The organism is Pseudomonas simiae, from assembly GCF_900111895.1.
In the GTDB taxonomy this organism is placed as follows: domain Bacteria; phylum Pseudomonadota; class Gammaproteobacteria; order Pseudomonadales; family Pseudomonadaceae; genus Aquipseudomonas; species Aquipseudomonas simiae.
Genome location: NZ_FOKB01000014.1, coordinates 38,119 through 62,059 on the forward strand (window position 1 = coordinate 38,119; position 23,941 = coordinate 62,059).

At 60.6% G+C, this 23,941-nt stretch carries 30 protein-coding genes and 1 pseudogene; 16 read left to right on the top strand and 15 right to left on the bottom strand.

The genetic code is table 11. From position 1 onward, the window contains the following. The first annotated feature begins 36 nt into the window (after positions 1–36). Positions 37–933 (top strand): LysR family transcriptional regulator, encoded by an 897-nt coding sequence (locus BMZ57_RS27585; RefSeq protein ID WP_010206455.1) that lies wholly within the window; start codon positions 37–39, stop codon positions 931–933. Here the strand turns inward: BMZ57_RS27585 and BMZ57_RS27590 are convergent. Next, on the bottom strand, positions 914–1,369 hold the full coding sequence (locus tag BMZ57_RS27590) for a flavodoxin (protein WP_010206456.1): 456 nt from the start codon (positions 1,367–1,369) through the stop codon (positions 914–916). The two genes, BMZ57_RS27585 and BMZ57_RS27590, sit on opposite strands and share 20 nt — an antisense overlap. A gap of 137 nt (positions 1,370–1,506) precedes the next feature. Between BMZ57_RS27590 and BMZ57_RS27595 the strand changes: the two genes are divergently transcribed. Together BMZ57_RS27595 and BMZ57_RS27600 are read left to right on the top strand one after the other, a co-directional pair. Then, positions 1,507–1,974 (top strand): PAS domain-containing protein, encoded by a 468-nt coding sequence (locus BMZ57_RS27595; protein ID WP_010206458.1) that lies wholly within the window; start codon positions 1,507–1,509, stop codon positions 1,972–1,974. A 64-nt stretch (positions 1,975–2,038) separates the two neighbouring features. Next, positions 2,039–2,644: a hypothetical protein gene (locus BMZ57_RS27600; protein ID WP_010206462.1), complete on the top strand. Its 606-nt coding sequence runs from the start codon at positions 2,039–2,041 to the stop codon at positions 2,642–2,644. A gap of 2 nt (positions 2,645–2,646) precedes the next feature. On the opposite strand, the gene BMZ57_RS27605 is transcribed toward BMZ57_RS27600, so the two are convergent. Then, on the bottom strand, positions 2,647–3,597 hold the full coding sequence (locus tag BMZ57_RS27605) for a MerR family transcriptional regulator (RefSeq protein WP_069673200.1): 951 nt from the start codon (positions 3,595–3,597) through the stop codon (positions 2,647–2,649). A gap of 216 nt (positions 3,598–3,813) precedes the next feature. Here BMZ57_RS27605 and BMZ57_RS27610 point away from each other — a divergent pair, with 216 nt between their 5' ends. From BMZ57_RS27610 to BMZ57_RS27635, 6 genes are read left to right on the top strand one after another with little or no spacing between them, the layout of a single operon-like run. Then, positions 3,814–4,371 carry an antibiotic biosynthesis monooxygenase gene (locus BMZ57_RS27610; protein ID WP_010206465.1) on the top strand — a complete coding sequence of 186 codons (558 nt, stop codon included), beginning with the start codon at positions 3,814–3,816 and terminating at the stop codon, positions 4,369–4,371. A 57-nt stretch (positions 4,372–4,428) separates the two neighbouring features. Next, positions 4,429–5,139, top strand: a complete 711-nt coding sequence (gene folM, locus BMZ57_RS27615; protein WP_069673199.1) for a dihydromonapterin reductase — start codon at positions 4,429–4,431, stop codon at positions 5,137–5,139. Between the two features lie 20 nt (positions 5,140–5,159). Next, entirely contained in the window at positions 5,160–5,714 is a 555-nt protein-coding gene (gene folE / locus BMZ57_RS27620; protein WP_010206467.1) for a GTP cyclohydrolase I FolE, read from the top strand. 2 nt (positions 5,715–5,716) lie between these two features. After that, on the top strand, positions 5,717–6,088 hold the full coding sequence (gene folX / locus BMZ57_RS27625) for a dihydroneopterin triphosphate 2'-epimerase (RefSeq protein WP_003176029.1): 372 nt from the start codon (positions 5,717–5,719) through the stop codon (positions 6,086–6,088). A gap of 23 nt (positions 6,089–6,111) precedes the next feature. Continuing rightward, positions 6,112–6,408 carry a DUF1244 domain-containing protein gene (locus BMZ57_RS27630; RefSeq protein ID WP_010206472.1) on the top strand — a complete coding sequence of 99 codons (297 nt, stop codon included), beginning with the start codon at positions 6,112–6,114 and terminating at the stop codon, positions 6,406–6,408. Next, complete coding sequence (locus BMZ57_RS27635; protein WP_010206473.1) at positions 6,401–6,739, top strand: HopJ type III effector protein; 339 nt, start codon at positions 6,401–6,403, stop codon at positions 6,737–6,739. The genes BMZ57_RS27630 and BMZ57_RS27635 overlap by 8 nt, the downstream gene beginning before the upstream one ends. 186 nt (positions 6,740–6,925) lie before the next feature. Here BMZ57_RS27635 and trxB read toward each other — a convergent pair whose 3' ends face one another. Both trxB and BMZ57_RS29630 read right to left on the bottom strand, forming a co-directional pair. Further along, a complete protein-coding gene (gene trxB, locus BMZ57_RS27640) occupies positions 6,926–7,888 on the bottom strand; it encodes a thioredoxin-disulfide reductase (RefSeq protein ID WP_010206474.1) in 963 nt (320 codons plus the stop codon). 129 nt (positions 7,889–8,017) lie between these two features. Further along, positions 8,018–8,173: a hypothetical protein gene (locus BMZ57_RS29630; RefSeq protein ID WP_175439674.1), complete on the bottom strand. Its 156-nt coding sequence runs from the start codon at positions 8,171–8,173 to the stop codon at positions 8,018–8,020. On the opposite strand from BMZ57_RS29630, the gene cysZ reads away from it, so the two are divergent. Both cysZ and BMZ57_RS27655 read left to right on the top strand, forming a co-directional pair. Continuing rightward, positions 8,172–8,939 (top strand): sulfate transporter CysZ, encoded by a 768-nt coding sequence (gene cysZ / locus BMZ57_RS27650; RefSeq protein ID WP_010206475.1) that lies wholly within the window; start codon positions 8,172–8,174, stop codon positions 8,937–8,939. The two genes, BMZ57_RS29630 and cysZ, sit on opposite strands and share 2 nt — an antisense overlap. 54 nt (positions 8,940–8,993) lie before the next feature. Beyond that, positions 8,994–10,196, top strand: coding sequence for a glycosyltransferase family 4 protein (locus BMZ57_RS27655; RefSeq protein WP_010206476.1), 1,203 nt, complete (start codon positions 8,994–8,996; stop codon positions 10,194–10,196). On the opposite strand, the gene BMZ57_RS27660 is transcribed toward BMZ57_RS27655, so the two are convergent. From BMZ57_RS27660 to rplU, 7 genes are all read right to left on the bottom strand, one after another. Then, on the bottom strand, positions 10,165–11,268 hold the full coding sequence (locus tag BMZ57_RS27660) for an NADH:flavin oxidoreductase (RefSeq protein WP_021492154.1): 1,104 nt from the start codon (positions 11,266–11,268) through the stop codon (positions 10,165–10,167). The two genes, BMZ57_RS27655 and BMZ57_RS27660, sit on opposite strands and share 32 nt — an antisense overlap. Positions 11,269–11,489: 221 nt before the next feature. Then, positions 11,490–11,972 carry a glutathione peroxidase gene (locus tag BMZ57_RS27665; RefSeq protein WP_010206483.1) on the bottom strand — a complete coding sequence of 161 codons (483 nt, stop codon included), beginning with the start codon at positions 11,970–11,972 and terminating at the stop codon, positions 11,490–11,492. Positions 11,973–12,073: 101 nt separating this feature from the next. Next, entirely contained in the window at positions 12,074–12,538 is a 465-nt protein-coding gene (locus tag BMZ57_RS27670; RefSeq protein WP_010206487.1) for a CreA family protein, read from the bottom strand. 15 nt (positions 12,539–12,553) lie between these two features. Next, the gene (gene proB, locus BMZ57_RS27675; protein ID WP_031290869.1) at positions 12,554–13,672 is read right to left on the bottom strand and encodes a glutamate 5-kinase; all 1,119 of its coding nucleotides are present in this window, start codon (positions 13,670–13,672) and stop codon (positions 12,554–12,556) included. A 109-nt stretch (positions 13,673–13,781) separates the two neighbouring features. After that, complete coding sequence (cgtA, locus tag BMZ57_RS27680; RefSeq protein ID WP_010206489.1) at positions 13,782–15,005, bottom strand: Obg family GTPase CgtA; 1,224 nt, start codon at positions 15,003–15,005, stop codon at positions 13,782–13,784. A 192-nt stretch (positions 15,006–15,197) separates the two neighbouring features. Continuing rightward, positions 15,198–15,455 (bottom strand): 50S ribosomal protein L27, encoded by a 258-nt coding sequence (rpmA, locus tag BMZ57_RS27685; protein WP_003176049.1) that lies wholly within the window; start codon positions 15,453–15,455, stop codon positions 15,198–15,200. 34 nt (positions 15,456–15,489) lie between these two features. Next, entirely contained in the window at positions 15,490–15,804 is a 315-nt protein-coding gene (gene rplU / locus BMZ57_RS27690) for a 50S ribosomal protein L21 (protein WP_007950961.1), read from the bottom strand. Positions 15,805–16,043: 239 nt separating this feature from the next. On the opposite strand from rplU, the gene BMZ57_RS27695 reads away from it, so the two are divergent. From BMZ57_RS27695 to BMZ57_RS27705, 3 genes are all read left to right on the top strand, one after another. Continuing rightward, positions 16,044–17,012 carry a polyprenyl synthetase family protein gene (locus BMZ57_RS27695; RefSeq protein ID WP_010206495.1) on the top strand — a complete coding sequence of 323 codons (969 nt, stop codon included), beginning with the start codon at positions 16,044–16,046 and terminating at the stop codon, positions 17,010–17,012. Between the two features lie 197 nt (positions 17,013–17,209). After that, positions 17,210–17,551, top strand: a complete 342-nt coding sequence (locus BMZ57_RS27700) for a zinc ribbon domain-containing protein YjdM (protein ID WP_010206496.1) — start codon at positions 17,210–17,212, stop codon at positions 17,549–17,551. A 161-nt stretch (positions 17,552–17,712) separates the two neighbouring features. Next, entirely contained in the window at positions 17,713–17,970 is a 258-nt protein-coding gene (locus tag BMZ57_RS27705) for a PA4570 family protein (RefSeq protein WP_003194088.1), read from the top strand. Between the two features lie 135 nt (positions 17,971–18,105). Here BMZ57_RS27705 and bamJ read toward each other — a convergent pair whose 3' ends face one another. Beyond that, on the bottom strand, positions 18,106–18,723 hold the full coding sequence (bamJ, locus tag BMZ57_RS27710) for a BamJ family beta-barrel-assembly machinery protein (RefSeq protein ID WP_010206497.1): 618 nt from the start codon (positions 18,721–18,723) through the stop codon (positions 18,106–18,108). A gap of 386 nt (positions 18,724–19,109) precedes the next feature. Between bamJ and BMZ57_RS30315 the strand changes: the two are divergent. Together BMZ57_RS30315 and BMZ57_RS30320 are read left to right on the top strand one after the other, a co-directional pair. Beyond that, a pseudogene (locus BMZ57_RS30315) lies at positions 19,110–20,039 on the top strand (methyl-accepting chemotaxis protein); the annotation flags it as partial. Beyond that, a complete protein-coding gene (locus BMZ57_RS30320; protein WP_370636473.1) occupies positions 20,031–20,894 on the top strand; it encodes a methyl-accepting chemotaxis protein in 864 nt (287 codons plus the stop codon). The pseudogene BMZ57_RS30315 and the gene BMZ57_RS30320, both read left to right, overlap by 9 nt. A gap of 317 nt (positions 20,895–21,211) precedes the next feature. Here the strand turns inward: BMZ57_RS30320 and BMZ57_RS27720 are convergent, their stop codons facing one another. From BMZ57_RS27720 to BMZ57_RS27730, 3 genes are read right to left on the bottom strand one after another with little or no spacing between them, the layout of a single operon-like run. Beyond that, a complete protein-coding gene (locus tag BMZ57_RS27720; protein ID WP_010206499.1) occupies positions 21,212–21,580 on the bottom strand; it encodes a glyoxalase superfamily protein in 369 nt (122 codons plus the stop codon). 29 nt (positions 21,581–21,609) lie between these two features. Continuing rightward, a complete protein-coding gene (locus BMZ57_RS27725) occupies positions 21,610–23,073 on the bottom strand; it encodes an N-acyl-D-amino-acid deacylase family protein (protein ID WP_044287868.1) in 1,464 nt (487 codons plus the stop codon). Position 23,074: 1 nt separating this feature from the next. Continuing rightward, a complete protein-coding gene (locus BMZ57_RS27730) occupies positions 23,075–23,935 on the bottom strand; it encodes a MurR/RpiR family transcriptional regulator (RefSeq protein ID WP_010206501.1) in 861 nt (286 codons plus the stop codon). Positions 23,936–23,941: the final 6 nt, after the last annotated feature.

The following is a 23,941-nucleotide window of genomic DNA, read 5'->3' on the forward strand; positions in this document are numbered from 1 at the left end:
TTAGACTGTCAGCTATTCCACTTTGGAATTGAAGGGATGGAATTCAAACAACTGCGCAGCTTTGTCGAAGTGATCCACCGGGGCGGCTTCACTCAGGCCGGGAAAACCCTGCACATCAGTCAATCCGCCGTCAGTAAACAAGTCGCGCAACTGGAACAAAGCCTGGGCACGCCACTGTTGGAACGTACCGGTTCGCACATCCGCCTGACCGCCGCCGGGGAGGTGGTGCTGCAACGGGCTGAAGCCATGCTGCGTTTGCAGACGGAATTGCTCAGTGAGCTGGATGATATGCAGCAACTGACCCGTGGCGAGTTGCGCCTGGGTTTGCCGCTACTGGCGGGCGATACCTTGTTCGCCGGGCTGTTTGCCGAGTACCGCAGGCGCTACCCGAACGTCACCATCCAGTTGCTGGAAGGTGGCAGTCGCACGATCGAACAGGCGATTCTCAATGGTGAACTGGATGTCGGCGGCTGTCTGAACTCAAGTGATCCGGCCTTCGCCCGACAAGCCTTCTGCGATGAACCGCTCGACGCCCTGCTGCCGATGGATCATCCCCTGGCGCAGAATGCCCAAGTGCGCCTGGAGGAACTGGCGGACACCCCGTTTCTGATGTACCAGCGCAGCTTTGTGCTCAATGATCGGTTGATCCAGGCCTGCCAGCAGGTGGGCTTCACCCCGAGGGAAATCGGCCGCAGCGGCCAGGCTGACTTCCTCGCCGCCCTGGTCGCAGCCGGCCAGGGCGTGGTGCTGCTGCCCAGCGTGGTCGCCCGTGGACTGTTGCGACCGGGCGTGGTGCGCCTCACCTTGAAGGCGCCCGACTACCTGCGCTGGGACATTGCGTTTACCTGGCGTGAGGGCGCGTATCTGTCAAAAGCCGCCCAGGCCTGGCTGGCGTTGTTGCGCGAGTTTCCGGTCAGCCGCGCAGTGCAGTGACCAGCTCGGCCAGCCACGGTTCGGCATCGGCTTCCGGGGTGACGCTTTCGCTGGCGTCCAGGCGCAGCATCGGCAGCACTTCGCGCACGCCCAGTTCGCTAAACAGCTCGCGCATTTGCTCGCCGCCGCCGCAGAAGGTATCGCCATAGCTGGCGTCGCCCAGGCCGATCACCGCACCCGGCAGGCCGCGCCAGGCGGCGGGCAGTTGGTCGCGAATGCCGGAGTACAGAGGTTGCAGATTGTCGGGTAACTCGCCCATGCCCGTGGTGGAGGTCACCGCCAGAAATGCGTCCGGCGCAAACGCCTGTACATCCGCCAGGCTGGCGCGAGCGTTATGCCAGGCCTCGAAACCGGCGGCATTGAGGATATCGGCAGCGTGGCGGGCGACTTCTTCAGCAGTGCCGTAGACCGAGCCGGAAAGGATGGCGACTTTCATCAATCTGATCCTGTGGTTGAGCGAAAGCGTGGGATATTAGCAGCTCGACCGCCCCCTACAAAAAAACGTCACGCCCGCTGGAAAGATTGCCACGCTGTCTTAAACTTGCGACTCCTCAAATGGATGGATCCACCTGAATGATTAATGCCCAATTGATGCAAATGGTCATTGATGCCTCGAATGACGGCATCGTTATTGCCGAACGGGAAGGCAAGGACCTGCCGCTGATCTATGTCAATCCGGCCTTCGAGCGCCTCACCGGCTACACCCGCGACGAGATCCTCTACCAGGATTGCCGTTTCCTGCAGTCCGGTGACCGCGACCAGCCCGCTCTGATCGCCATTCGCGAGGCCCTCAGCGCCGGCGAAAGCTGCCGCGAAACCTTGCGCAACTACCGCAAGGACGGCACGCACTTCTGGAATGAGCTGTCGCTGTCCACCACTTACAACCCGGCGGACAAACAAACGTATTTCGTCGGCGTGCAAAAAGACGTGACGGTTCAGGTCAAAGCCCAGCAGCGCGTGGCTCAACTGGAGGCGCAAGTCGCAGAACTCAAGGCTGAACTGGCGGCACTCAAAGCGACGAGTGGATCTAACAAAAATTAGAAAAAACGCTCATTAAGAGGATAATGGCGTTTTAGCACCTCCCGCCCCCCGTTGAGCAAGCCCCATGCGACGCGATGCACTCCTGACGCAGGACGAGTTGGATTTCATCCAGACCCTGCAGCACAATCCGCAATTGAACCTGCGTGATGCATCGTCGAGCTTGACGGTCAACGGCGGTGCGCAGATTCGCGACCTCCTCACTCGCCTGGCGGCCCACGACCACGTCACCATCCAGGCGCAGTTCGACAACCAGCAGCTCACCTTCCCACTGCACTTGGTGGAAGATGAATTTCATGCCGTTCACCTGCGCCTGGGCGTGCCGAGTATTTTCGAGGACGGGCCAATGATCCGGCCGTGGCGCCTCGCACTCGAGACCCCGGTGGCGTTGGAAAATGTCAGGGGCAACCCGGGCGCGCTGTGGGTACATGAGGTGTCATTCAAGGGTGTGCTGGTAGAAATTCGCGGCCGGATCAAGCCGCCGAAAACCTTTTCCCTATGGTTCAGCCCTTCGGGTTACGAACGCATCGCGGTGCGCGGAACGTTCGAACGGGAAACCGCACGCGGCCTGTTCGCTTATCGGCTCAGCCAAGACGTCGCCGATGAAACCGAGCGCCTGCGCCAGTTCATCCTGCACCAGCACCGCCTCGCTCATCCTGAAGTGCACGCTTGATATCAGGTATCCAGGCTACCGCTCAGGAATTGCTGCAAGCGCCGCTGCATCAGCGGGCCATCATTGCCCAGGCAGCCGATTGACGAGCCAGCGAGGCGCTCCTGCACCAAGTCCGCGGCGTCACCGGCCAGCAGCAATGGACAATCGATGGTCAGCGCCAGCCGCTTGAGCCGCGACGGCAGTTCATTGCTGGGGGCGCGATTGGAAAACAGCACCAAGGCTTGCGGATGGGTCTTCTCACAGACCAGTGTCAGTTCGTCGAATGGCTGGCCCACCCCCAGGATCTTTACAGCGAGCTTTTCACCCGTCAGCAGCAGGCCTGCCACCAACACCTCCAGCTCGCGGCATTCCCCGGCAATGGCTGCCAGCAGAACCCGAGGCAGCGGCGCGGCGGCTAACACCTGCAGACGTTGCGCGGTGCGTGAACGCAAGAAATTATCGAAGAACAGCCACTCGCTGGCCTGGCCGAAGCGCCCTTGATGACGCAACAATTCCTGCCAGAGCGGCATGAGAATGTCTTGAAAGACCACGGCGAGGGGGTAGGCGGAAAAAATCTGGCCGTACAGCCGATCCAGTTGGCAGTCATCGAACGCGCTGATTGCGTTGCGCAATTGCCCGTGCCACTGAGCCCACTCCACGCCATCTTCAGAAACCGTACCGGGTTCGCGGAGCGGCTCGCCGCGCGCGAGGATCCTGCCCACTTTGCTCACCGCGACGCCGCGCTCGATCCAGTCGAGAATGCGGTGCACCGTGTCGATATCGGTGCGCGAGTACAAACGATGCCCACTTTCGGTGCGGATCGGCTGGATGAGGCCGTACCGTCTCTCCCAGGCCCGCAGGGTGACCGGGTTGACGCCCGTCAGACGAGCCACTTCGCGAATCGGCAAAAGATCATCGGAAACAGCGATGCGGTCAGTGGTTGTTTCGCGCTGCGGAGCAATAGTTTCGGGCATCAGAGGTCAAGAACATCCATGTCGATATGGGCCCCATTTAACGCTTTTTCGGTTGAACGATTCAAGCTGCGCAGCGAACCGACAGAAGTGTCTGGCGTATTTCACTAAAACAGGAATAATCCTTGCCTGCTTTTTCAAGGCGCAGCCGCATCACCCCGCGACTGCACCTGGTGCCGTACCTACCCGGTCACGTGCCCCCTTATTTGGAGATACACAATGTCTACCTCTCCCGTCACCTTGATGGTTGCGCGCCGCGTGGCCAAAGGGCGCTACGAAGAACTGATGGCCTGGCTGCGCGAAGGCGAGCAATTGGCCACGGACTTTCCCGGCTACCTGGGCTCGGGTGTCCTTGCACCGCCGCCCAACGATGATGAATTCCAGATCATTTTCCGCTTCGCCGATGAACAGACTCTGCATGCCTGGGAGTTTTCGGCTTCCCGCAGCGCCTGGTTGAGCCGTGGCAGCGAGCTGTTTGCAGACCCGTCCGAGCACCGCGTACGTGGTATCGATGGCTGGTTTGGCGCAGTCGGCGCCCGCCCTCCACGCTGGAAGCAGGCAGTGGCGATCTGGCTGGCGTTTTTCCCGGTGTCGTTGCTGTTCAACTTTGTCCTGGGGCCCTTGCTCAACGGACTCGACCTGGCGCCGCGCGTACTGGTCAGCACCATGGCCCTGACGCCGCTGATGGTGTACTGGTTCATCCCGCTGTCGACGCATCTGTTAGCCAATTGGCTGCATCCCTCCCCGCCACGCAAGGTCGCTGAAGCCGCCGCGTGAGTACAGGGGCGCCCGGTCGCTGGTATAGTTTCAATCTGCCAGCGACTCGAGCCTCCCATGACTGCAACGAACGCCCCGATCCTGATCACCGGCGCCGGCCAGCGTGTCGGCCTGCATTGCGCCCAGCGCCTGCTGGATGAAGGCCACCCGGTGATTTTCAGCTACCGCAGCGAGAGACCCGGCGTGCAAGCCCTGCGCGCACGTGGTGCGGTGGGGGTGTTTGCCGATTTCTCCAGTGAGGCCGGTATCCTGGCGTTTATCGCTGAATTGAACACCCATACCCAGAGCCTGCGCGCGATCATTCACAACGCCTCGGCCTGGATCGCCGAAACGCCCGACGACGAAAGCCGCGCCTTTACCGACATGTTCAGCGTGCACATGCTTGCGCCGTACCTGATCAACCTGCATTGTTCACCCTTGTTGCAACGCTCTTCCCCCGCCGACATTGTGCACATCAGCGATGACGTGGTGCGCAAGGGCAGCCGCCAGCACATCGCGTATTGCGCCACCAAAGCCGGGCTCGACAGCCTCACGTTGTCGTTTGCCGCGCAGTTCGCGCCGCTGATCAAGGTCAACGGCATCGCGCCGGCGATGGTGATGTTCAACGACGGCGACGACGCAGACTATCGCGCCAAGGTGCTGGCCAAGTCGGCACTGGGCATCGAGCCCGGGCCCGAGGTGATTTACCAGAGCATGCGTTACCTGCTGGACAACCCTTATGTCACCGGTACCACCCTGACCGTCAACGGCGGGCGGCATATCAAGTAAGCCGTTTGTGAGGATGTTGTATGACCCTGCCCCACCACTACCGCGAAATCCTCAAAGGCCTGGGCGAAGACCCGGAGCGCGAAGGCTTGCTCGATACGCCCAAGCGCGCTGCCAAGGCCATGCAGTACCTGTGTCACGGCTACGAGCAGAGCCTTGAAGACATCGTCAACGGCGCGCTGTTCACCTCTGACAATGACGAGATGGTGATCCTCAAGGACATCGAGTTGTACTCGCTGTGCGAACACCACCTGCTGCCCTTCATCGGCAAGGCCCACGTGGCCTACATCCCCACCGGCAAGGTGTTGGGCCTGTCGAAGCTGGCGCGCATCGTCGACATGTACGCTCGGCGCCTGCAGATCCAGGAAAACCTCACGCGGCAAATCGCCGACGCAATCCAGGACGTGACCCAGGCCGCCGGCGTGGCCGTGGTGATCGAAGCCCAGCACATGTGCATGATGATGCGCGGTGTGGAAAAACAGAATTCAACCATGAACACCTCGGTGATGCTCGGCGCGTTCCGCGAGTCGAACACCACGCGCATGGAGTTCCTGCAACTGATCGGACGGAGCAAGTAGCAATGCCACAACTTCAACCAGGCATGGCGCGCATCCGGGTCAAGGACCTGTGCCTGCGCACTTACATCGGCATCAACGAGGACGAGATCCTCAACAAGCAGGATGTGCTGATCAACCTGACCATCCTGTATGCCGCCCAGGAAGCCGTGCGCGACAATGACATTGACCACGCCTTGAATTACCGCACCATCACCAAGGCGATCATTGCCCACGTCGAGGGCAACCGCTTTGCCTTGCTGGAGCGCCTGACCCAGGAGCTGCTGGACCTGGTGATGAGCAATGAGTCGGTGCTGTACGCCGAAGTCGAAGTGGACAAGCCCCATGCGCTGCGCTTTGCCGAGTCGGTGTCGATTACCCTGGCGGCCAGCCGCTAACCCCTGAATTGTCAGTGAGCCCTATGAACGACCAACAACGCCTCGAACTCGAAGCCGCTGCCTTCCGCAGGCTGGTGGCGCACCTGGACAGCCGCAAGGATGTGCAGAATATCGACCTGATGAACCTCTCGGGCTTCTGCCGTAACTGCTTGTCCAAGTGGTACAAGGCCGAGGCCGACGAGCGCCAGATCGAGCTGAGCCTCGATGACGCCCGTGAAGTGGTGTACGGCATGCCGTACGCCGAGTGGAAAGCCCAATACCAGAAAGAAGCCAGCGCCGACCAACAGGCGGCGTTCGCCAAAGGAAAAACCCATGACTGATTTGAACACCCTGCGCGCCAGCCTCGACAGCGGCGAACATGTTTTTGCCGATACGCTGGCCTTTGTCGCCGCAGGTTATGACTACCAGCCACAAGCCTTTACCAATGGCGACGTGGAAAACGCCGCTGGGCAGAACGAAGGCTCGTGCAAGACCTTGGGTTTGGCCCTGTTGGAAGGCCTGAGCGACCAGGAAGCGCTGCTGGCGTTTGGCGAGCATTACCGTTCGGTGCTGGCGACGCCTGAGGGCAGCGACCATGGCAATATCCGGGCGCTGATCAAGCATGGGCTGGCTGGGGTGAAGTTTGCCGCGCAGCCACTGACCCGCCGCTGATTCAATTTGATAACCCGGTTAATGTGGGAGCCGGGCTTGCCCGCGATGGCCGTGGTGGCTGACACGACGCTATCGCAGGCAAGCCAGCTCCCACAGTGATTGGGTTGACACATCGAAACTGTGGTGCGACTTGAATTGCGCGCATAAAAAAACCGGCCTCTCAGCCGGTTTTTTCGTTTCAACGGTTTAGAACGAAGCGTCCTTCAAACCGTCGAGGTAACGCTCGGCATCCAGTGCCGCCATGCAACCGGCGCCGGCCGAGGTGATGGCCTGGCGGTAGACGTGGTCGGCCACGTCACCGGCAGCGAAGATACCTTCGATGTTGGTGGCAGTGGCATTGCCTTCGCGGCCGCCCTGAACGACCAGGTAACCGTCTTTGGCTTCCAGCACGCCCTCGAACAGCGAAGTGTTCGGAGTGTGGCCGATGGCGATAAACACGCCGTCGACTTTCAACTCGTCGAAGCTGCCGTCGTTGTTCTTCAGGCGGGCACCGGTCACGCCCATGTTGTCGCCCAGGACTTCGTCCAGGGTGGCGTTGAGCTTGAGGATGATCTTGCCTTCAGCCACACGGGCGTGCAGCTTGTCGATCAGGATCTTCTCGGCGCGGAAGGTCTCGCGGCGGTGAACCAGGGTCACGGTGCTGGCGATGTTGGCCAGGTACAGTGCTTCTTCCACGGCAGTGTTGCCACCACCGACCACGGCGACTGGCTTGTTGCGGTAGAAGAAACCGTCGCAGGTCGCGCAGGCGGAAACGCCCTTGCCCATGAACGCTTCTTCCGACGGCAGTCCCAGGTAACGGGCGCTGGCGCCAGTAGCGATGATCAACGCGTCACAGGTGTACACGCCGCTGTCGCCGGTCAGGCTGTAAGGCTTCTTGGAGAAATCGACCTGGTTGATGTGATCAAACACGATCTCGGTTTCGAAGCGCTCGGCGTGTTCTTTCATACGCTCCATGAGCACCGGGCCGGTGAGGCCGTGGACGTCGCCCGGCCAGTTGTCGACTTCGGTGGTGGTGGTCAGCTGACCACCCGCCTGCATGCCGGTGATCAGCAGTGGCTTGAGGTTGGCCCGGGCAGCGTAAACGGCAGCGCTGTAACCGGCAGGGCCGGAACCGAGAATAATCACTCGCGAATGACGGGTATCAGACATGACTCACTCCTATCGACCACCTGGACTACAAGGCGGCTGGAATAAAAAAGGGACCACGAAGCACTTGGGGAAGGCTTGAACTCGCAGGCCCTGAAAAATAATGGGTGCAGCGTATCGAGGGGGGCAAGATTAAGGAAATACGGAATAACAATCCAGCTCATAGGTGGTCTCTATGCTGTCGGCTAGATTGATCGATGCCTTTGTTACTGCTGATGTCGCCGCTTTCGCCCAAGATGCAAAGCCGGTAAGGTCGGCGCGTTCGTCCCCTTGTTCGGAGTTCTCCATGCCCGCCCCCGCTCTTTCCGGCCCGCAATACCTGCGCGAAGGCCTCAAACTGGTGTTGAGTCCCAGCTTGCGCCTGTTTGTGCTGCTGCCGCTGGCGATCAACCTGGTGTTGTTCGTCGGCTTGATCTATTTCGCCGGCCATCAGTTCAGTTTGTGGGTCGACCATCTGATGCCGACGCTGCCGAGCTGGCTGGGTTTTCTGAATTACCTGCTCTGGCCCCTGTTCGTCGTGCTGGTGGTGCTGATGGTGTTTTTCACCTTCACCATGCTCGCCAACATCATCGCAGCGCCCTTCAACGGCTTTCTCTCGGAGAAAGTAGAAGTGGTGGTGCGCGGCACCGATGACTTCCCGGCCTTCAGCTGGGGCGAGTTGATCGCCATGGTCCCGCGCACCCTGGCTCGCGAGATGCGCAAGCTGGGCTATTTCCTGCCCCGGGCCATCGGCCTGTTTATCCTGTCGTTCATTCCGGTGGTCAACCTGATCGCCGCCCCCCTGTGGTTGCTGTTCGGCGTGTGGATGATGGCGATCCAATACATCGACTACCCGGCGGACAACCACAAACTGGGCTGGAACGAAATGCTCGCCTGGTTGCGGCAGAAACGCTGGCAGAGCATGAGCTTCGGCGGGATCGTCTACCTGGTGCTGCTGGTGCCGGTGGTCAACCTGTTGATGATGCCGGCCGCGGTGGCGGGAGCCACGTTGTTCTGGGTACGTGAACAAGGGGCCGAGGCGATGGCACAGCAGCAGAAAGTGACCCAGTCATAAATCCATCATCTCGATGACACAATGACGACATGGCCCACGGCGAGACTGTGGGTCATGACGACAGCTTCGCTTCACATCACCCTTATTACCGAAACCTTCCCGCCAGAGATCAACGGGGTGGCCAATACCCTTGGTCGCCTGTGCGAGGGTTTGCGTGCCCGTGGCCATCAAGTCGAACTGGTGCGCCCGCGCCAAGGCGTCGACCAGAGCCGCCCCAGCGACGATGCGTTGCTGCTGTGCCGTGGCTGGCCGCTGCCGGGTTATCCAGGCCTGCAATGGGGGCAGTCGTCGATGCACAAGTTGCTGCGGCGCTGGACCCGTCAGCGCCCGGACGTGCTGTACATCGCCACGGAGGGGCCACTGGGCCTGTCCGCCCTGCGCGCCGCACGCCGCCTGGGGATCAGCGTGGTCAGCGGTTTTCACACCAACTTCCAGCAGTACTCCAACCAATACGGCTTGAGCCTGCTGAGCCGGATGGTCACCCACTACCTGCGCTGGTTTCATAACCGCTCGACCCTGACCCTGGTGCCCAGCGCCAGCCAGCGCCTGGAGCTGGAACGCCGGCATTTCGAGCGCCTGGGCATGTTGTCACGCGGCGTGGACAGCCAGCTGTTCCATCCCGCCAAACGCGATAACGCGCTGCGGAAAAGCTGGGCATTAAACAGCGAGCAAACCGCCGTGCTCTATGTGGGCCGGCTGGCCCAGGAAAAAAACCTGGGGCTGCTCAAGCGCTGCTTCGAGACGTTGCAGGACACCTATCCACTGCGCCAGATGAAACTGATCATCGTCGGTGATGGCCCGCAACGCGCGACGATGGAGAAGGAGCTGCCAGAGGCGATCTTCTGCGGGACCTTGCGCGGTGAGGAACTGGCGCGGCATTACGCGTCAGGCGATGTGTTTCTGTTCCCCAGTCTGACCGAAACCTTCGGCAACGTTGTGCTGGAAGCAATGGCGTCGGGGCTGGGTGTGGTGGCCTACGACCAAGCCGCCGCGACCCAGCATATTCGCCATGGCTACAACGGTGTATTGGCGATGCCGGGGGACGAGAACGCGTTTTGCGAGGCGGCCAACTGGCTGCTGGAGGACGCTGAAAGTCTGCGCCGCATGCGCCTGAATGCGCGTCAACATGCGAGCCGCCAGGGTTGGCCGGCGATTATCGAGCAGTTTGAGCGACAACTGCGCGGGGTCTGCAAGGACGGGCACCCGGTGCCCGCCCTGTCGCCGCTTACACCAGGGTCGTCAACGCCTCACGACTGAACGGCAGAATGTCGCCCTCACGGCCTTCACGCACCTTCACCGCCCAATCCGGATCGACCAACAGCGCACGGCCCACAGCGACCAGGTCGAACTCATCGTTGTTCAAGCGCTCCAGCAGTTTCTCCAGGCTGGCCGGTTGCGCGACCTTGTCGGTGTTGACCATGAACTGCAGGAACTCGCCGTCCAGGCCGACGCTGCCCACGGTGATGGTCGGCTTGCCGGTGAGCAGACGTGTCCAGCCGGCCAGGTTAAGGTCGGAACCTTCGAACTCCGGCTCCCAGAAACGACGCGTGGAGCAGTGGAAAATATCCACGCCCGCGTCGGCCAGTGGCTTGAGGAATTCGCCCAGGGCTTCTGGGGTTTGCACCAGGCGCGCGGTGTAGTCCTGCTGCTTCCATTGGGAGAAACGGAAGATGATCGGAAATTGCGGGCCGACCGCGGCGCGGGTGGCCTGGATCAGCTCAATGGCAAAACGCGAACGGTTGGCCAGGCTGCCGCCGTATTCGTCAGTCCGCTGGTTGCTGCCTTCCCAGAAGAACTGATCGACCAAATAGCCATGGGCGCCGTGGATTTCAACGCCGTCCATGCCGATGCTCTGGGCATCCTTGGCGGCTTGGGCGAAGGCATTGATCACCTCCTTGATGTCTTGATGGGTCATGCCGTGCACGACCACATTGCCATCCTTGAGTTTTTCCATCGGGCCATAGGCCGGCACGCTGGCATCCGGCTCGGTGCCGATCCGACGCACGCTGCCCACATGCCACAGCTGCGGGACGATCTTGCCGCCTTCGGCGTGTACCGCGTCGACGACGTTCTTCCAGCCAGCCAGAGCAGCTTCACCGTAGAAGTGCGGCACGTTGGGGTAACCATTCGAGGCTTGATGGCCGACCACGGTGCCTTCGGTGATGATCAGGCCCACGCCGGCAGCGGCGCGTCGGCGGTAGTACTCGATCACGCTGGAACTGGGTACGCCACCAGGCGAGAACGAACGGGTCATCGGCGCCATGACGACACGGGTCGACAGTTGCAATGCACCGAGCTGGAAGGGTTTGAACAAGGCTTGGACGGGCATGGGGCACTCCACGGAAGACGGGGTTTATGATGTGGATAATATTGACCGTGGGCGAACCTGAACAGCACTATTGATCTGAGTGATTAAAGGGTAAAAGCGCCTTGATCACGGTAGGCGCGAGCTTGCTCGCGAAAATCGCCAACGATAACCCGGGACATTCTGGGTGAACGTAGCGCGCTCAGGCTTTTCGCGAGCAAGCTCGGTGCTACAAGGGGAAGTATTCAGGTCAGGGCTTTTTCGATGGCCTGGACGATCGTCGGATCATCCGGCGCGGTGCGCGGGGAGAATCGTGCAAGCACTCGCCCATCCTTGCCCAGCAAGAACTTCTCGAAGTTCCAGGTGATATCCCCAGGAAACTCGGCCCCCTCGCCTGCCAGCAAGCGGTACAGCTGATGACGATCAGGCCCATTGACTTCAAGCTTGCTGCCCAACGGGAAGGTCACCCCGTAATTCAGGCTGCAGAATTCCTGGATTTCTTCCTCGGTGCCCGGTTCCTGGCCTGCAAATTGATTGCACGGCAGGCCAAGCACGATAAAGCCTTGGTCCTTGTATTGCTGGTAGAGGTTTTCCAGCGCGGCGTATTGCGGGGTCAAGCCACATTTGGAGGCCACGTTGACCACCAGTACCACCCGCCCCTTGAAGGGCGCCAGCGGCAGCTCTTGTCCGTCCAAAGCTTTGAGTTTCAGGTCGTGGAAAGCACTCATGACGAACTCCAGATATCCCATGTTCTTCGCATTGCGGCACGTCGAGATTACAACCCGCAAGCCTGCAATCATAGACGCCCGTTGCAAAACTCGCCTGCAGGTTACTGAGCGGTCGGCCAGGGCAAAATCGGAATCGCTGTCACGGCGTTCTGCGGGCTGCCTTCGATCAGGCGGTCGCTGTATACCAGGTAAACCAGGGTGTTGCGCTTCTTGTCGAGGAAGCGCACCACCTGCATGGTCTTGAACACCAGGGAGGTGCGCTCCTTGAACACTTCGTCGCCATCCTTGAGCTCGCCCTTGAAGCGGATCGGGCCAACCTGACGGCAGGCGATCGAGGCTTCAGCGCGGTCTTCGGCCAGGCCCAGGCCGCCTTTGACGCCGCCGGTCTTGGCGCGAGACAGGTAGCACGTCACGCCGTCGACCTTGGGGTCATCAAAGGCTTCAACGACGATCCGGTCGTTGGGGCCGACAAACTTGAACACCGTAGACACCTGGCCGACTTCTTCGGCGCAGGCCAACAACGGCATGGCCAGCAGCAGGCCGAGCAATCCTTTCATGACACGCATTGTGTATTCCTTTGTTTAGACCAGGATCAGGTTATCGCGGTGAACCAGTTCTGGTTCGGCCATGTAACCCAAGAGTCCGACAATCGCATCAGAGGATTGTCCAATGATTTTCTGTGCTTCGAGGGCGCTGTAATTGGCCAGGCCGCGGGCAATCTCACGACCATCCGGCGCCACGCATACCACCATCTCGCCACGGCGGAAACTGCCCTGCACCAACTTGACGCCGACCGGCAGCAGGCTTTTGTTGCCTTGGGACAGTGCAGACACTGCGCCATCGTCCAGCACCAGGGTGCCACGGGTTTGCAGATGACCGGCCAGCCACTGTTTGCGCGCCGCCAACATGCCGCGCTCTGGCGACAACAGCGTACCGATGCGCTCACCGGCCTTCAGGCGGTCCAGCACGCGCTCGATGCGCCCGCCGACGATGATGGTGTGCGCACCGGAACGTGCCGCCAGGCGCGCCGCGCGCAGCTTGGTCTGCATGCCGCCACGGCCCAGAGCGCCGCCAACGCTGCCGGCCACGGCGTCCAGTGCCGGGTCATCGGCGCGGGCTTCGTAGATCAACTGCGCGTCGGGGTTGTTGCGTGGGTCGGCGTCGAACATGCCGTCGCGGTCGGTAAGGATCACCAGCAGATCGGCTTCCACCAGGTTGGCCACCAGGGCGGCCAGGGTGTCGTTGTCGCCGAAACGGATTTCGTCGGTGACCACGGTGTCGTTCTCGTTGATCACCGGAATGACCTTGAGCTCCACCAGGGCGCGCAAGGTGCTGCGGGCGTTGAGGTAGCGCTTGCGGTCGGACAGGTCGTCGTGGGTCAGCAGGATCTGCGCCGTGTGGCGGCCGTGATCGGCGAAGCTGGATTCCCAGGCTTGCACCAGGCCCATCTGGCCGATGGCGGCGGCGGCTTGCAGTTCGTGCATCGCGCTGGGTCGCGCGGTCCAACCGAGGCGGCTCATCCCGGCGGCAACCGCTCCGGACGACACCAGCACCAACTCCACACCGGCCTCATGCAAGGCCACCATCTGCTCGACCCAGACGCTCATGGCTGCACGATCCAGCCCCTTGCCATCCGCCGTCAGCAACGCACTGCCGATCTTTACGACCCAGCGCTGCGCACCTGTCACTTTGCTCCGCATCATCTTCAACCTTAGATTGAGGGCTGCGCGACCCAGCGCGGCCCATAACGTTAAACCCGGATACTAAAACGCCGCTCCAGGGAGCGGCGTTCAAGTTTATCGCAACGGATCAATCACGCACGTAAATGATTTCCGGACCGTCTTCATCATCCACATCTTCCTCGTCCCAATCATCGTCGCCGATGTCATGGACCGACTTCACGCCGCTGCGGCGCAAGGCACGCTGGTCGTCCAGGGCTTGCAACTGGGCACGGGCTTCGTCTTCGATGCGCTGGTCGAGTTCGGCCAGTTCGGCCTTGAACACCGGGTCGGCCGCCAGGCGGTCGGCGCGGTCTTCGAGGTAACGCATGATGTCGCGGGTCAGGCGCTCGGTGCCTTCTTTGGCGATAGCCGAGATCACGTAGACCGGACCTTCCCACTCCAGGCGGTCAACGATTTCCTTGACGCGCTCTTCGTGCTCTTCTTCAAGAATCTGGTCGCACTTGTTCAGCACCAGCCAGCGATCACGCTCAGCCAGGGACGGGCTGAACTTGGTCAGCTCGCTGACAATCACTTCGGCGGCGTCCGGCGCGCTGGTGTCATCCAACGGGGCCATGTCGACGAGGTGCAGCAGCAGACGGGTACGCGACAAGTGCTTGAGGAAGCGAATCCCCAAACCTGCGCCATCGGAAGCGCCTTCGATCAGGCCGGGAATGTCGGCGATCACAAAGCTTTTCCAGCGGTCGACGCTGACCACACCCAGGTTTGGCACCAGGGTAGTGAACGGGTAGTCGGCGACTTTCGGCTTGGCGGCCGAGACCGAACGGATGAAGGTACTTTTACCAGCGTTCGGCAGACCCAACAGGCCCACGTCAGCGAGTACTTTCATTTCCAGCTTGAGGTCACGCTGCTCGCCCGGCTTGCCTGGCGTGGTCTGGCGTGGCGCACGGTTGGTACTGGACTTGAATCGGGTGTTACCCAGACCGTGCCAGCCGCCCTGCACTACCATCAGTTTCTGGCCGGCCTTGGTCAGGTCGCCGATCACTTCCTGGGTGGCAGAGTCGATGATCGTGGTGCCGACCGGTACGCGCAGTACCAGGTCTTCGCCTTTCTTACCGGTGCAGTCGGTGCTGCCGCCGTTGGAGCCACGCTCGGCATCGAAGTGCCGGGTGTAACGGTAGTCGACCAGGGTGTTGAGGTTTTCGTCGGCCATCATGTAGATGGAACCGCCGTCACCGCCGTCACCGCCGTTGGGGCCACCGTTTTCGATGAATTTTTCGCGACGGAAACTCATGCAACCGTTACCGCCGTCGCCTGCTTTTACTCGGATGGAAACTTCATCAACGAACTTCATAACAAAACGCCTCTCGTCGCATGGACGAGCTTAAGAAACCAAGACATAAGACTCTTGCAAAAATGAGCGCAGCGACCTCAATCAGCGACCGCAAACCAGCGCCTGAGCCCATTACAAACAGCTTTGCAAGAGACTCACTCCACAAACGAAAAAGCCCCGTCGCAAGACAGGGCTTTTCCAGCGATCTCGCAATTAAGCTGCGACAACGCTCACGTAACGGCGGTTGAACGCGCCTTTTACTTCAAACTTGATCACGCCTTCGATTTTCGCGAAGAGGGTGTGATCTTTACCCATGCCTACACCGTAACCGGCGTGGAATTGGGTGCCGCGCTGACGCACGATGATGTTGCCCGGAATGATTTTCTGGCCGCCATACATCTTAACGCCAAGGCGTTTGGCTTCTGAGTCGCGACCGTTACGGGTACTACCACCAGCTTTTTTGTGTGCCATGAGTCAATTCTCCTAGTGAGGAATTAGGCTGAAATTAAGCCTGAATACCGGTGATTTTGATCTCGGTGTACCACTGGCGGTGGCCCATACGCTTCATGTGGTGCTTACGACGACGGAACTTGATGATGCGGACTTTATCGTGACGACCTTGGGAGATCACTTCAGCCACAACGGTAGCGCCAGCAACAACTGGAGCGCCGATGTTCACGTCATCGCCATTGGCGACCAACAGAACGCGATCAAAAGTAACGGATTCGCCGGTAGCGACTTCCAGTTTTTCGATCTTCAGGTATTCACCTGGGGCGACTTTGTATTGCTTGCCACCAGTAACAATTACTGCGTACGACATGGTATTTCTCCGATAATCCTGCTCACCCAGCGCTTTATAAGAAGAGGTATTGGCTGGCATGGCTGCATGGGATGGACGTCCCAAATGCAATTGCGTAAGGCAGGTGCTGCCCAGGAAGTTCAGGGTGCGCGATTGTACGCAAGGTAAATGGGTGTTGCAAGGGGCCGTCTATCGCGCCTTGACACTGGGGGGCCTGGGTCCTAGCATGCCGCGCAACCCTTCTGGAGCGACTGTCGCTGATGCAACCCCAAGCTTTCTACCGCGCGGTCGCGGACGATTTTAGCGCCGTCGACGGCATCATCAAGAAGCAGCTGACTTCTAAAGTGCCGCTGGTCTCCAAAATTGGCGACTATATTACGTCGGCGGGCGGTAAGCGCCTGCGTCCTTTATTAGTGCTGCTGTGCGGCAAGGCCCTGGGTCGCGAAGGCGATGACCTGCGCCTGCTGGCCGCCACTATCGAATTCCTGCATACCGCCACCCTGCTGCATGACGACGTGGTCGACATGTCCGGCATGCGCCGTGGCCGCGAGACCGCCAATGCGATGTGGGGCAACGCTCCAAGCGTGCTGGTGGGTGACTTCCTGTACTCGCGCTCGTTCGAAATGATGGTTGAACTCGGCTCGATGCCGGTGATGAAGATTCTTTCGCAGGCCACACGCATCATCGCCGAAGGCGAAGTGTTGCAACTGTCGAAGGTCCGCGACGCCAGTACCACCGAAGAAACCTACATGGAAGTGATTCGCGGCAAAACCGCGATGCTCTTCGAAGCCTCCACCCACAGCGCCGCTGCGTTGTGCGGCGCAACGGCCGAGCAGGCCGAAGCCCTGCGTACCTTTGGCGACCACCTGGGCGTGGCGTTCCAACTGGTGGACGACCTGCTCGACTACAAGGGCGACGCCGAAACCCTGGGCAAGAACGTCGGTGACGACCTGGCTGAAGGCAAGCCAACCCTGCCATTGATCTACACCATGCGCGAAGGCACGCCGGAACAGGCCGCCCTGGTGCGCAAGGCGATCCAGAAAGGCGGGATCGAAGACCTGGAGGCCATCCGCGCCGCCGTGGAAGCCTCGGGTTCCCTGGAGTACACCGCTCAACTGGCGCGTGACTACGTGGCCCGTGCCATTCAGTGCCTGGAAGCCCTTCCCGCCAGCGAATACCGGGACGCCCTGGTCGAGCTGAGTGAGTTTGCGGTCGCGCGTACGCACTGACACAAATCTGTGGCGAGCAGGTTTGTGTGGGAGCGGGCTTGCTCGCGAAGGTTGAGTGTCAGTCAGCACATGTAGCAGCTGACCCGCCGCCTTCGCGAGCAAGCCCGCTCCCACATTTAGATCGCGTATAGCCTGCCACACCACAAAACCCTATATAATGTGCGACTTTTAGCCATCCTGACTCCTAAGGAGCTTTAGTGAGCACGTTGCCACCCTGCCCGAAATGCAATTCCGAATACACCTACGAAGACGGCGCCCAGCTGATCTGCCCGGAATGCGCCCATGAGTGGTCCGCCAATAGCGAGGCCGAAGCGGCCAGCGACGAAACCGTGAAGAAAGACTCCGTCGGCAATGTACTGCAGGACGGCGACACCATCACCGTGATCAAAGACCTCAAGGTCAAGGGCACTTCCCTGGTCGTGAAGGTCGGCACCAAGGTCAAGAACATCCGCCTGTGCGATGGCGACCACGATATCGACTGCAAAATCGACGGTATCGGTCCGATGAAGCTCAAGTCCGAGTTCGTGCGCAAAGTCTGAACGTATTGCCTCCATCCCGCGCCCGCCGCGGGATGGCGTTTCGCCCTCCCGTTTGATCCCGCGCAATATCCACACAGAAAAAACCAGAAACCGCCAATAGGCACTTGCTATTCTACGAATAAGAATTATTCTCATTGAAACCCATCAAGGAGATGAGAACCATGACTTATTTGATAGACGCCTGGCTGGACCGACCACACCCTTACCTGCGGATCCTGCATCGGGAAACCGGTGAAGTCTGTGCGGTGCTGGAAGAAGAAGCGCTGAACGAACTGCAGGACCAGGGTGACCTGGACGTCAACGGGCTGAGTTCGAGCGAACCCGGTGTGTTGAAGGAAGTGGTGCGCAATCTGTTTCTGTTCTGCTATGCCCGAGCGTTGCGCCCGGCGACGGAGCTGAATGGCAAGTTCCATCCATGAGCGACCACGCAAAACACTGTAGGAGCGAGCTTGCTCGCGAAGAACTTGAAACCGCCGCGCTACACCAGACGCGCGGCGTTATCGTTGACGTTTTTCGCGAGCAAGCTCGCTCCTACAGGTAATCAACAACAGGTCTTACAGAACGTCGAGCAGTTCGACGTCGAACACCAGAACGCTGTGCGGCGGGATGCTGCCAACGCCTTGAGCGCCGTAAGCCAGTTCGCTCGGCACGTAAAGGCGCCATTTGCTGCCGGCATTCATCAGTTGCAGGGCTTCGGTCCAGCCGGCGATCACGCCGCCCACCGGGAATTCTGCAGGCTGGCCGCGCTCGTAGGAGCTGTCGAACACAGTGCCGTCGATCAAGGTGCCGTGGTAATGAGTGCGCACTTGGTCTTCACGGGTCGGCTTGGCGCCGTCACCTGCGGTCAACACTTCGAATTGCAGGCCGGAAGCCAGGGTGGTGATGCCATCACGCTTGGCATTTTCAGCCAGGAACGCCAGGCCAGCGCCCGCTGCAGCTTCAGCCTTGGCGGCCGCTTCGGCTTGCATGACTTCACGGATCACTTTGAAGCTGGCGGCCATTTGCTCTTGGTCCACACGGCTTGGCTTGCCGCCGAAGGCGTCGGTCAGGCCAGCCAGGATTGCGTCCAGGCTCACACCTGGTGGCGGGTTGTCACGCAGTTGGTCGCCCAACTGACGGCCGATACCGTAGCTGACGCGGGTTTCGTCGGTGGACAGATTAACTTCGGACATGAAGAGGCTCCGCTGTAGGACAACACTGGTTTTCCCAGGCTACCCAGAACTAAAAGGGCCCGCAGACTAGCACACAAGATCGCCCCATGATCAGCCCCCCTCCCCGCGCCACGACTGCAGTGCGCCTCTTCGTCGCACCCGGCAAATTAGCATTTCAGATTCAACGCCCGCCGCCGATACAGCCCTACACAGCAGCTGGCTCCAAAATCAATAACCGTCCAGCACACCCCATCATTCTTGCGGAGCATTCGATGAATAGCTGGTTCGGCAACATCAGCGTCAACCTCAAACTGGGCCTGGGCTTCGGCCTGGTGCTTGTCCTCACGTCGATTCTGGCATTGACCGGCTGGACCAGCCTGGGCGGCCTGATCGACCGCAGTAACTGGATGAGCGATATCACCCAGCTCAACGCGTCGTTGACCAAGCTGCGTATCGTGCGCCTGCAATACATGCTCGCCAACGGCGACGAAGCGGTGGCCCAGAACGTACAGACCAACCTGGACGCTTTCGCTGCCCAGCAGCAGAAGCTGATCGACAGCTTCAAGAGCCCGGAAAACCTCAAGCTGCTCAACGAGCAGAAAGCCATCATCACCGCTTATCAGCAGTCGCTGAACAAAATGCGCGAGGCCTACCGCAACGGCAACGCCTCACGCCAAGTGATGGGCGACAAGGCGGATATTGCCAATGCACAGATCAACGCATTGGAAACCAGCGTGAAGCAAATGCCTGACAGTTCGGAACACCTGGCGCAGTTCCAGGCGGTGGCCGACGCCAAGATGCAATTCCAGTTGGCTCGCTACGAAGTACGCGGCTACACCGGTAACGTCAGCCCGGAGACCGAAGCGCGCGCAGCTGCACAGATTGAAAAAGCCATCGCCGGCTTGAAAGACCTCAACGCCACCTTTGGCGCCAGCCAGCAAAGCGCGCTGACCGCATTGGAAACCGCCCTGGGTGCCTACCGCAGCGCGGTGCAGAACTACAAGGCAGCCAACGCCAACATCGTGACTGCCCGTGCCGAAATGACCACCCAAGGCGCTGATATCGTCACAATCAGCGACAAACTGTACGAAATCCAGCTCACTCGCCGCGACGCAGAAAGCGCCCAGGCTCGCAGTCTACAGTTGATCAGCACCTTGCTGGCCTTGCTGGTTGGCGTGATCGCCGCACTGGTCATCACCCGTCAGATCACCCGCCCGATCCAGGAAACCCTGGCGGTGGTGGAACGCATTGCCTCCGGCGACTTGAGCCACAACATCCAGGTCACTCGCCGGGACGAACTGGGCGTGCTGCAACAAGGCATCCAGCGCATGGGCACCACCTTGCGTGAATTGATCAGCGGTATTCGCGACGGCGTAACTCAGATCGCCAGCGCTGCCGAAGAACTGTCGGCCGTCACCGAGCAGACCAGCGCCGGCGTGAACAGCCAGAAGATCGAGACAGATCAGGTCGCCACGGCGATGCACGAAATGACCGCCACCGTGCAGGAAGTGGCGCGCAACGCGGAGCAAGCTTCCCTGGCCGCCGCCGATGCCGATGGCCAAGCCCGCGCAGGCGACAAGGTGGTGGCCGAGGCCATCGCCCAGATCGAGCGCCTGGCCGCTGAAGTGGCGCGTTCCACCGACGCCATGACCCACCTGCAACAAGAGAGCAACAAGATCGGCAGCGTGATGGACGTGATCAAGGCCGTCGCCGAACAGACCAACCTGCTGGCCCTCAACGCGGCGATCGAAGCAGCGCGGGCGGGTGAAGCCGGGCGTGGGTTTGCCGTGGTGGCTGATGAAGTGCGCGGCCTGGCCCAGCGCACGCAGAAGTCCACCGAGGAAATCGAAGGCCTGGTCGCCGGGTTGCAGAATGGCACCCAGCAAGTGGCCAATGTGATGAACAACAGCCGTAGCCTCACCGACAGCAGTGTCGAGCTGACCCGCAAGGCCGGCGTGTCGCTGGAGAACATCACGCGTACGGTGTCGAATATCCAGTCGATGAACCAGCAGATCGCCGCCGCCGCCGAGCAGCAAAGCGCCGTGGCTGAAGAGATCAGCCGCAGCATTGTGAATGTGCGTGATGTATCGGAACAGACCGCTACGGCGAGTGACGAGACGGCCAAGTCGAGTGTGGAACTGGCGCGGCTGGGCAGCCAGCTGCAACAGATGGTCAGTCATTTCCGGGTGTAAGCAACCAAAAAGCCGCCTCGGCCTAAACCCAGGCGGCTCCACTTCTCAGACCTTAGCGGTCATCGAAGCTGTCTCGCAGGAACTTCCAGACGTGATAAGCACGCAGGCAGTTCACGACGAGGTTCCACGTACGTCGTGCAAACTTAGATATACTCGGCCCTCCGTGAGTTAGGCCTTACCTCCAGCGCACTTACCGGAACACATGAGCCTTTGGACGCGGGTCATCGCATCTTTGAGACAGCAACCCCAGCCACTAACTGGGATTGCAAAAAAAACCGCCCTACCAAGGCGGTTTTTTATTGCCTGCGATTTGCCCTTCAGCCCTCGCCTTCCTCGACAAACACCACGCGATTCCCGAACGGGTCCTTGATGCTCATCTCCCGCGATCCCCAAGGTGTTTCCTCAACCCCAGGCTTGGCATACCGATAATCCTTGCCCGCCAACTGCTGCTGATAGGCGTCCACCCCTTGCGCCTGGATCCGCACCGCAGCACCCGGCGAGGCATCGCCATGATGCTCAGTCAAATGCAGCACACACTCACCCAACGACACCTGCAAATACAGCGGGAAATTCGCCTCGAAACGATGCTGCCAATCCACCTTGAACCCCAGGAAATCGACGTAGAATTCCAACGCCTTGGCCTCGTCGAAAATCCGCAGGATGGGGGTGACTTTTCCTAAGTGCATGGCGACCGCTCCGTTTAAAAGAGCCCCCACTATAGAGACGAAAAACCCCGACGCAAATCCCCGCTGCGTGCCAGGAAGCGACCCGGCCGCTGACCGTTCGCCTGCCCCTCGCTGTAGCTCAGCACACCGTTGATCCACACCCCATCAATACCTTCCGCCGCCCGCTGCGGCGCCTTGAAATCTGCCACGTCGCGCACACGCAACGGGTCGAACAGCACCAGGTCAGCCCAGTGCCCTTCACGAATCTCCCCGCGCTCAGCCAAGCCAAACCGCGCCGCCGACAACCCGGTCATTTTGTGCACGGCGGTGTGCAACGGAAACAATCCGATATCCCGGCTGAAATGCCCCAATACCCGTGGAAACGCGCCCCACAAACGCGGATGCGGGAACGGATCCTCGGGCAACCCATCCGACCCGACCATCGACAGCGGGTGCGCCAGGATGCGCCGCACATCCGCTTCATCCATCCCGTAATACACCGCGCCTGCCGGTTGTAGCCGACGTGCTGCGTCCATCAACGAAACATCCCACTCAGCGGCAATATCCTGCAAGTCACGCCCGCTCACTTCCGGATGCGGCGTCGACCAGGTGATGGTGATACGAAACGCGTCGGTCACCTGCTTGAGGTCCAGGGTCGAGGAACTTGCCGCATAGGGATAGCAGTCGCAGCCCACCGGATGGGTTTTCGCCGCCAGTTCCAGCGAGGCCAGCAACTGCGGACTACGTCCCCAATTGCCGGCGCCGGCACATTTGAGGTGGGAAATAATCACCGGCACCTTGGCATGCCGGCCGATCAGGAAGGCTTCGTCCATCGCCTCCAGCACCGGCTCGAACTCACTGCGCAGGTGAGTGGTGTACACCGCACCGAACGCGGTGAGCTCTTCACTCAGTTGCAACACCTCATCGGTCTCGGCATTGAACGCACTGGCGTAGGCCAGGCCTGTGGATAAACCGAGGGCGCCGGCTTCGAGACTCTCGTGCAACTGCACGCGCATGGCGGCGATTTCATCCGCTGAAGCGGTACGGTGCAGGTCGTCCATATGATTGCTGCGCAGCGCCGTATGACCGATCAGCGCCGCGACGTTGACCGCCGGATGAGCCTTTTCGACCGCCGCTCGATAGTCGCTGAAACGCGGATAAACAAACGCCGAAGCGCTGCCCAACAGGTTCATCGGGTCCGGCGGATCGCTGCGCAACGTCACTGGCGACGCACTGATGCCACAGTTGCCGACAATCACCGTAGTCACACCCTGGCTGAGCTTGGGCAGCATCTGCGGCTGGCGGATCACCACCGTGTCATCGTGGGTGTGCACGTCGATGAAACCCGGTGCCAAGACGCGGCCACTCGCATCGATCTCATGCTCAGCCTGGGCGTTCGACAGGTCGCCAATCGTCTCGATGCGCCCGTCGCGCAGCCCCACATCGGCTACATAGCCGGGGGTGTTGCTGCCATCAATGATCAGCGCCTGGCGGATCAACGTGTCGTACTTCATATCAGTCTCCAAGCGGCAGGCTGTCGGGGCCGCCGCGATAATCGTCCAGAGCCAGCTTGATCCGGCGCAGGCGCTCTTGGTTGTCGTCTGGCAGGGCCAACGCCAGTTCGGTGGCGAGCAGGTCGATGGCCAGCAGCAGTCCGTAGCGCGCCGCGGTGGGCTTATAGATAAAACTGGTTTCGGCCGGTTGCAGCGGCAGCAAGACATCCGCCAACTGCGCCAAGGGGGAATCGGCCAGGGTGATGGCGACGATGCGCGCGTCGTAGTTGCGTGCCAGGGTCACCACGTCGAGCAACTCAGGGGTAAGGCCAGTCAGGGAGCACACAATCAACGCATGCTCGGGCCCTAGCGTCGCCGCCGTGACGCGCATCATGACCGGGTCATGGCAGGCGGCAATCGGATAACCCAGGCGCACCAGGCGCACCTGCAACTCATCACTGCACAGACTCGACGGACCGCCCATGCCGAACGCATGGATCATCCGCGCCTTGCCGAGCAAACTCACCGCATCGACGAAACTCGCCTGGTTGAACCCCGACAAGTGCTGACGCAACGTCGCCTCGATATCCCCCAGGATCTGCCGGTGAAATGCCGACTGTTCCGGCAACCCCGCAGGGTCGAGGAAGCGGCTGCCGACTCCACTGGCCTGGGCCAATTGCAGGCGCAAATCCCGCAGATCCCGACACCCCACGCTGCGCGCGAACCGCGACAAGGTGGCTGTGCTGACCTCGGCGCGCTGGGACAACTCTTCCAGGCTGGCCGATGCGGCAAACCCCACGTCATTGAGCATCAGCTTGGCGATACGCCCTTCGCCGGCGCTGAAGGCGTCCTGGCGGGCGCGGATCTGGTAGAGGATGTCCATGGGGTC

Excerpts from the sequence above, each read along its gene's own strand:
- BMZ57_RS27585 (WP_010206455.1), top strand. The coding sequence starts at position 37 with ATGGAATTCAAACAACTGCGCAGCTTTGTCGAAGTGATCCACCGGGGC.
- BMZ57_RS27590 (WP_010206456.1), bottom strand. The coding sequence starts at position 1,369 with ATGAAAGTCGCCATCCTTTCCGGCTCGGTCTACGGCACTGCTGAAGAA.
- BMZ57_RS27595 (WP_010206458.1), top strand. The coding sequence starts at position 1,507 with ATGATTAATGCCCAATTGATGCAAATGGTCATTGATGCCTCGAATGAC.
- BMZ57_RS27600 (WP_010206462.1), top strand. The coding sequence starts at position 2,039 with ATGCGACGCGATGCACTCCTGACGCAGGACGAGTTGGATTTCATCCAG.
- BMZ57_RS27605 (WP_069673200.1), bottom strand. The coding sequence starts at position 3,597 with ATGCCCGAAACTATTGCTCCGCAGCGCGAAACAACCACTGACCGCATC.
- BMZ57_RS27610 (WP_010206465.1), top strand. The coding sequence starts at position 3,814 with ATGTCTACCTCTCCCGTCACCTTGATGGTTGCGCGCCGCGTGGCCAAA.
- folM (WP_069673199.1), top strand. The coding sequence starts at position 4,429 with ATGACTGCAACGAACGCCCCGATCCTGATCACCGGCGCCGGCCAGCGT.
- folE (WP_010206467.1), top strand. The coding sequence starts at position 5,160 with ATGACCCTGCCCCACCACTACCGCGAAATCCTCAAAGGCCTGGGCGAA.
- folX (WP_003176029.1), top strand. The coding sequence starts at position 5,717 with ATGCCACAACTTCAACCAGGCATGGCGCGCATCCGGGTCAAGGACCTG.
- BMZ57_RS27630 (WP_010206472.1), top strand. The coding sequence starts at position 6,112 with ATGAACGACCAACAACGCCTCGAACTCGAAGCCGCTGCCTTCCGCAGG.
- BMZ57_RS27635 (WP_010206473.1), top strand. The coding sequence starts at position 6,401 with ATGACTGATTTGAACACCCTGCGCGCCAGCCTCGACAGCGGCGAACAT.
- trxB (WP_010206474.1), bottom strand. The coding sequence starts at position 7,888 with ATGTCTGATACCCGTCATTCGCGAGTGATTATTCTCGGTTCCGGCCCT.
- cysZ (WP_010206475.1), top strand. The coding sequence starts at position 8,172 with ATGCCCGCCCCCGCTCTTTCCGGCCCGCAATACCTGCGCGAAGGCCTC.
- BMZ57_RS29630 (WP_175439674.1), bottom strand. The coding sequence starts at position 8,173 with ATGGAGAACTCCGAACAAGGGGACGAACGCGCCGACCTTACCGGCTTT.
- BMZ57_RS27655 (WP_010206476.1), top strand. The coding sequence starts at position 8,994 with ATGACGACAGCTTCGCTTCACATCACCCTTATTACCGAAACCTTCCCG.
- BMZ57_RS27660 (WP_021492154.1), bottom strand. The coding sequence starts at position 11,268 with ATGCCCGTCCAAGCCTTGTTCAAACCCTTCCAGCTCGGTGCATTGCAA.
- BMZ57_RS27665 (WP_010206483.1), bottom strand. The coding sequence starts at position 11,972 with ATGAGTGCTTTCCACGACCTGAAACTCAAAGCTTTGGACGGACAAGAG.
- BMZ57_RS27670 (WP_010206487.1), bottom strand. The coding sequence starts at position 12,538 with ATGCGTGTCATGAAAGGATTGCTCGGCCTGCTGCTGGCCATGCCGTTG.
- proB (WP_031290869.1), bottom strand. The coding sequence starts at position 13,672 with ATGCGGAGCAAAGTGACAGGTGCGCAGCGCTGGGTCGTAAAGATCGGC.
- cgtA (WP_010206489.1), bottom strand. The coding sequence starts at position 15,005 with ATGAAGTTCGTTGATGAAGTTTCCATCCGAGTAAAAGCAGGCGACGGC.
- rpmA (WP_003176049.1), bottom strand. The coding sequence starts at position 15,455 with ATGGCACACAAAAAAGCTGGTGGTAGTACCCGTAACGGTCGCGACTCA.
- rplU (WP_007950961.1), bottom strand. The coding sequence starts at position 15,804 with ATGTCGTACGCAGTAATTGTTACTGGTGGCAAGCAATACAAAGTCGCC.
- BMZ57_RS27695 (WP_010206495.1), top strand. The coding sequence starts at position 16,044 with ATGCAACCCCAAGCTTTCTACCGCGCGGTCGCGGACGATTTTAGCGCC.
- BMZ57_RS27705 (WP_003194088.1), top strand. The coding sequence starts at position 17,713 with ATGACTTATTTGATAGACGCCTGGCTGGACCGACCACACCCTTACCTG.
- bamJ (WP_010206497.1), bottom strand. The coding sequence starts at position 18,723 with ATGTCCGAAGTTAATCTGTCCACCGACGAAACCCGCGTCAGCTACGGT.
- BMZ57_RS30320 (WP_370636473.1), top strand. The coding sequence starts at position 20,031 with ATGGGCACCACCTTGCGTGAATTGATCAGCGGTATTCGCGACGGCGTA.
- BMZ57_RS27720 (WP_010206499.1), bottom strand. The coding sequence starts at position 21,580 with ATGCACTTAGGAAAAGTCACCCCCATCCTGCGGATTTTCGACGAGGCC.
- BMZ57_RS27725 (WP_044287868.1), bottom strand. The coding sequence starts at position 23,073 with ATGAAGTACGACACGTTGATCCGCCAGGCGCTGATCATTGATGGCAGC.
- BMZ57_RS27730 (WP_010206501.1), bottom strand. The coding sequence starts at position 23,935 with ATGGACATCCTCTACCAGATCCGCGCCCGCCAGGACGCCTTCAGCGCC.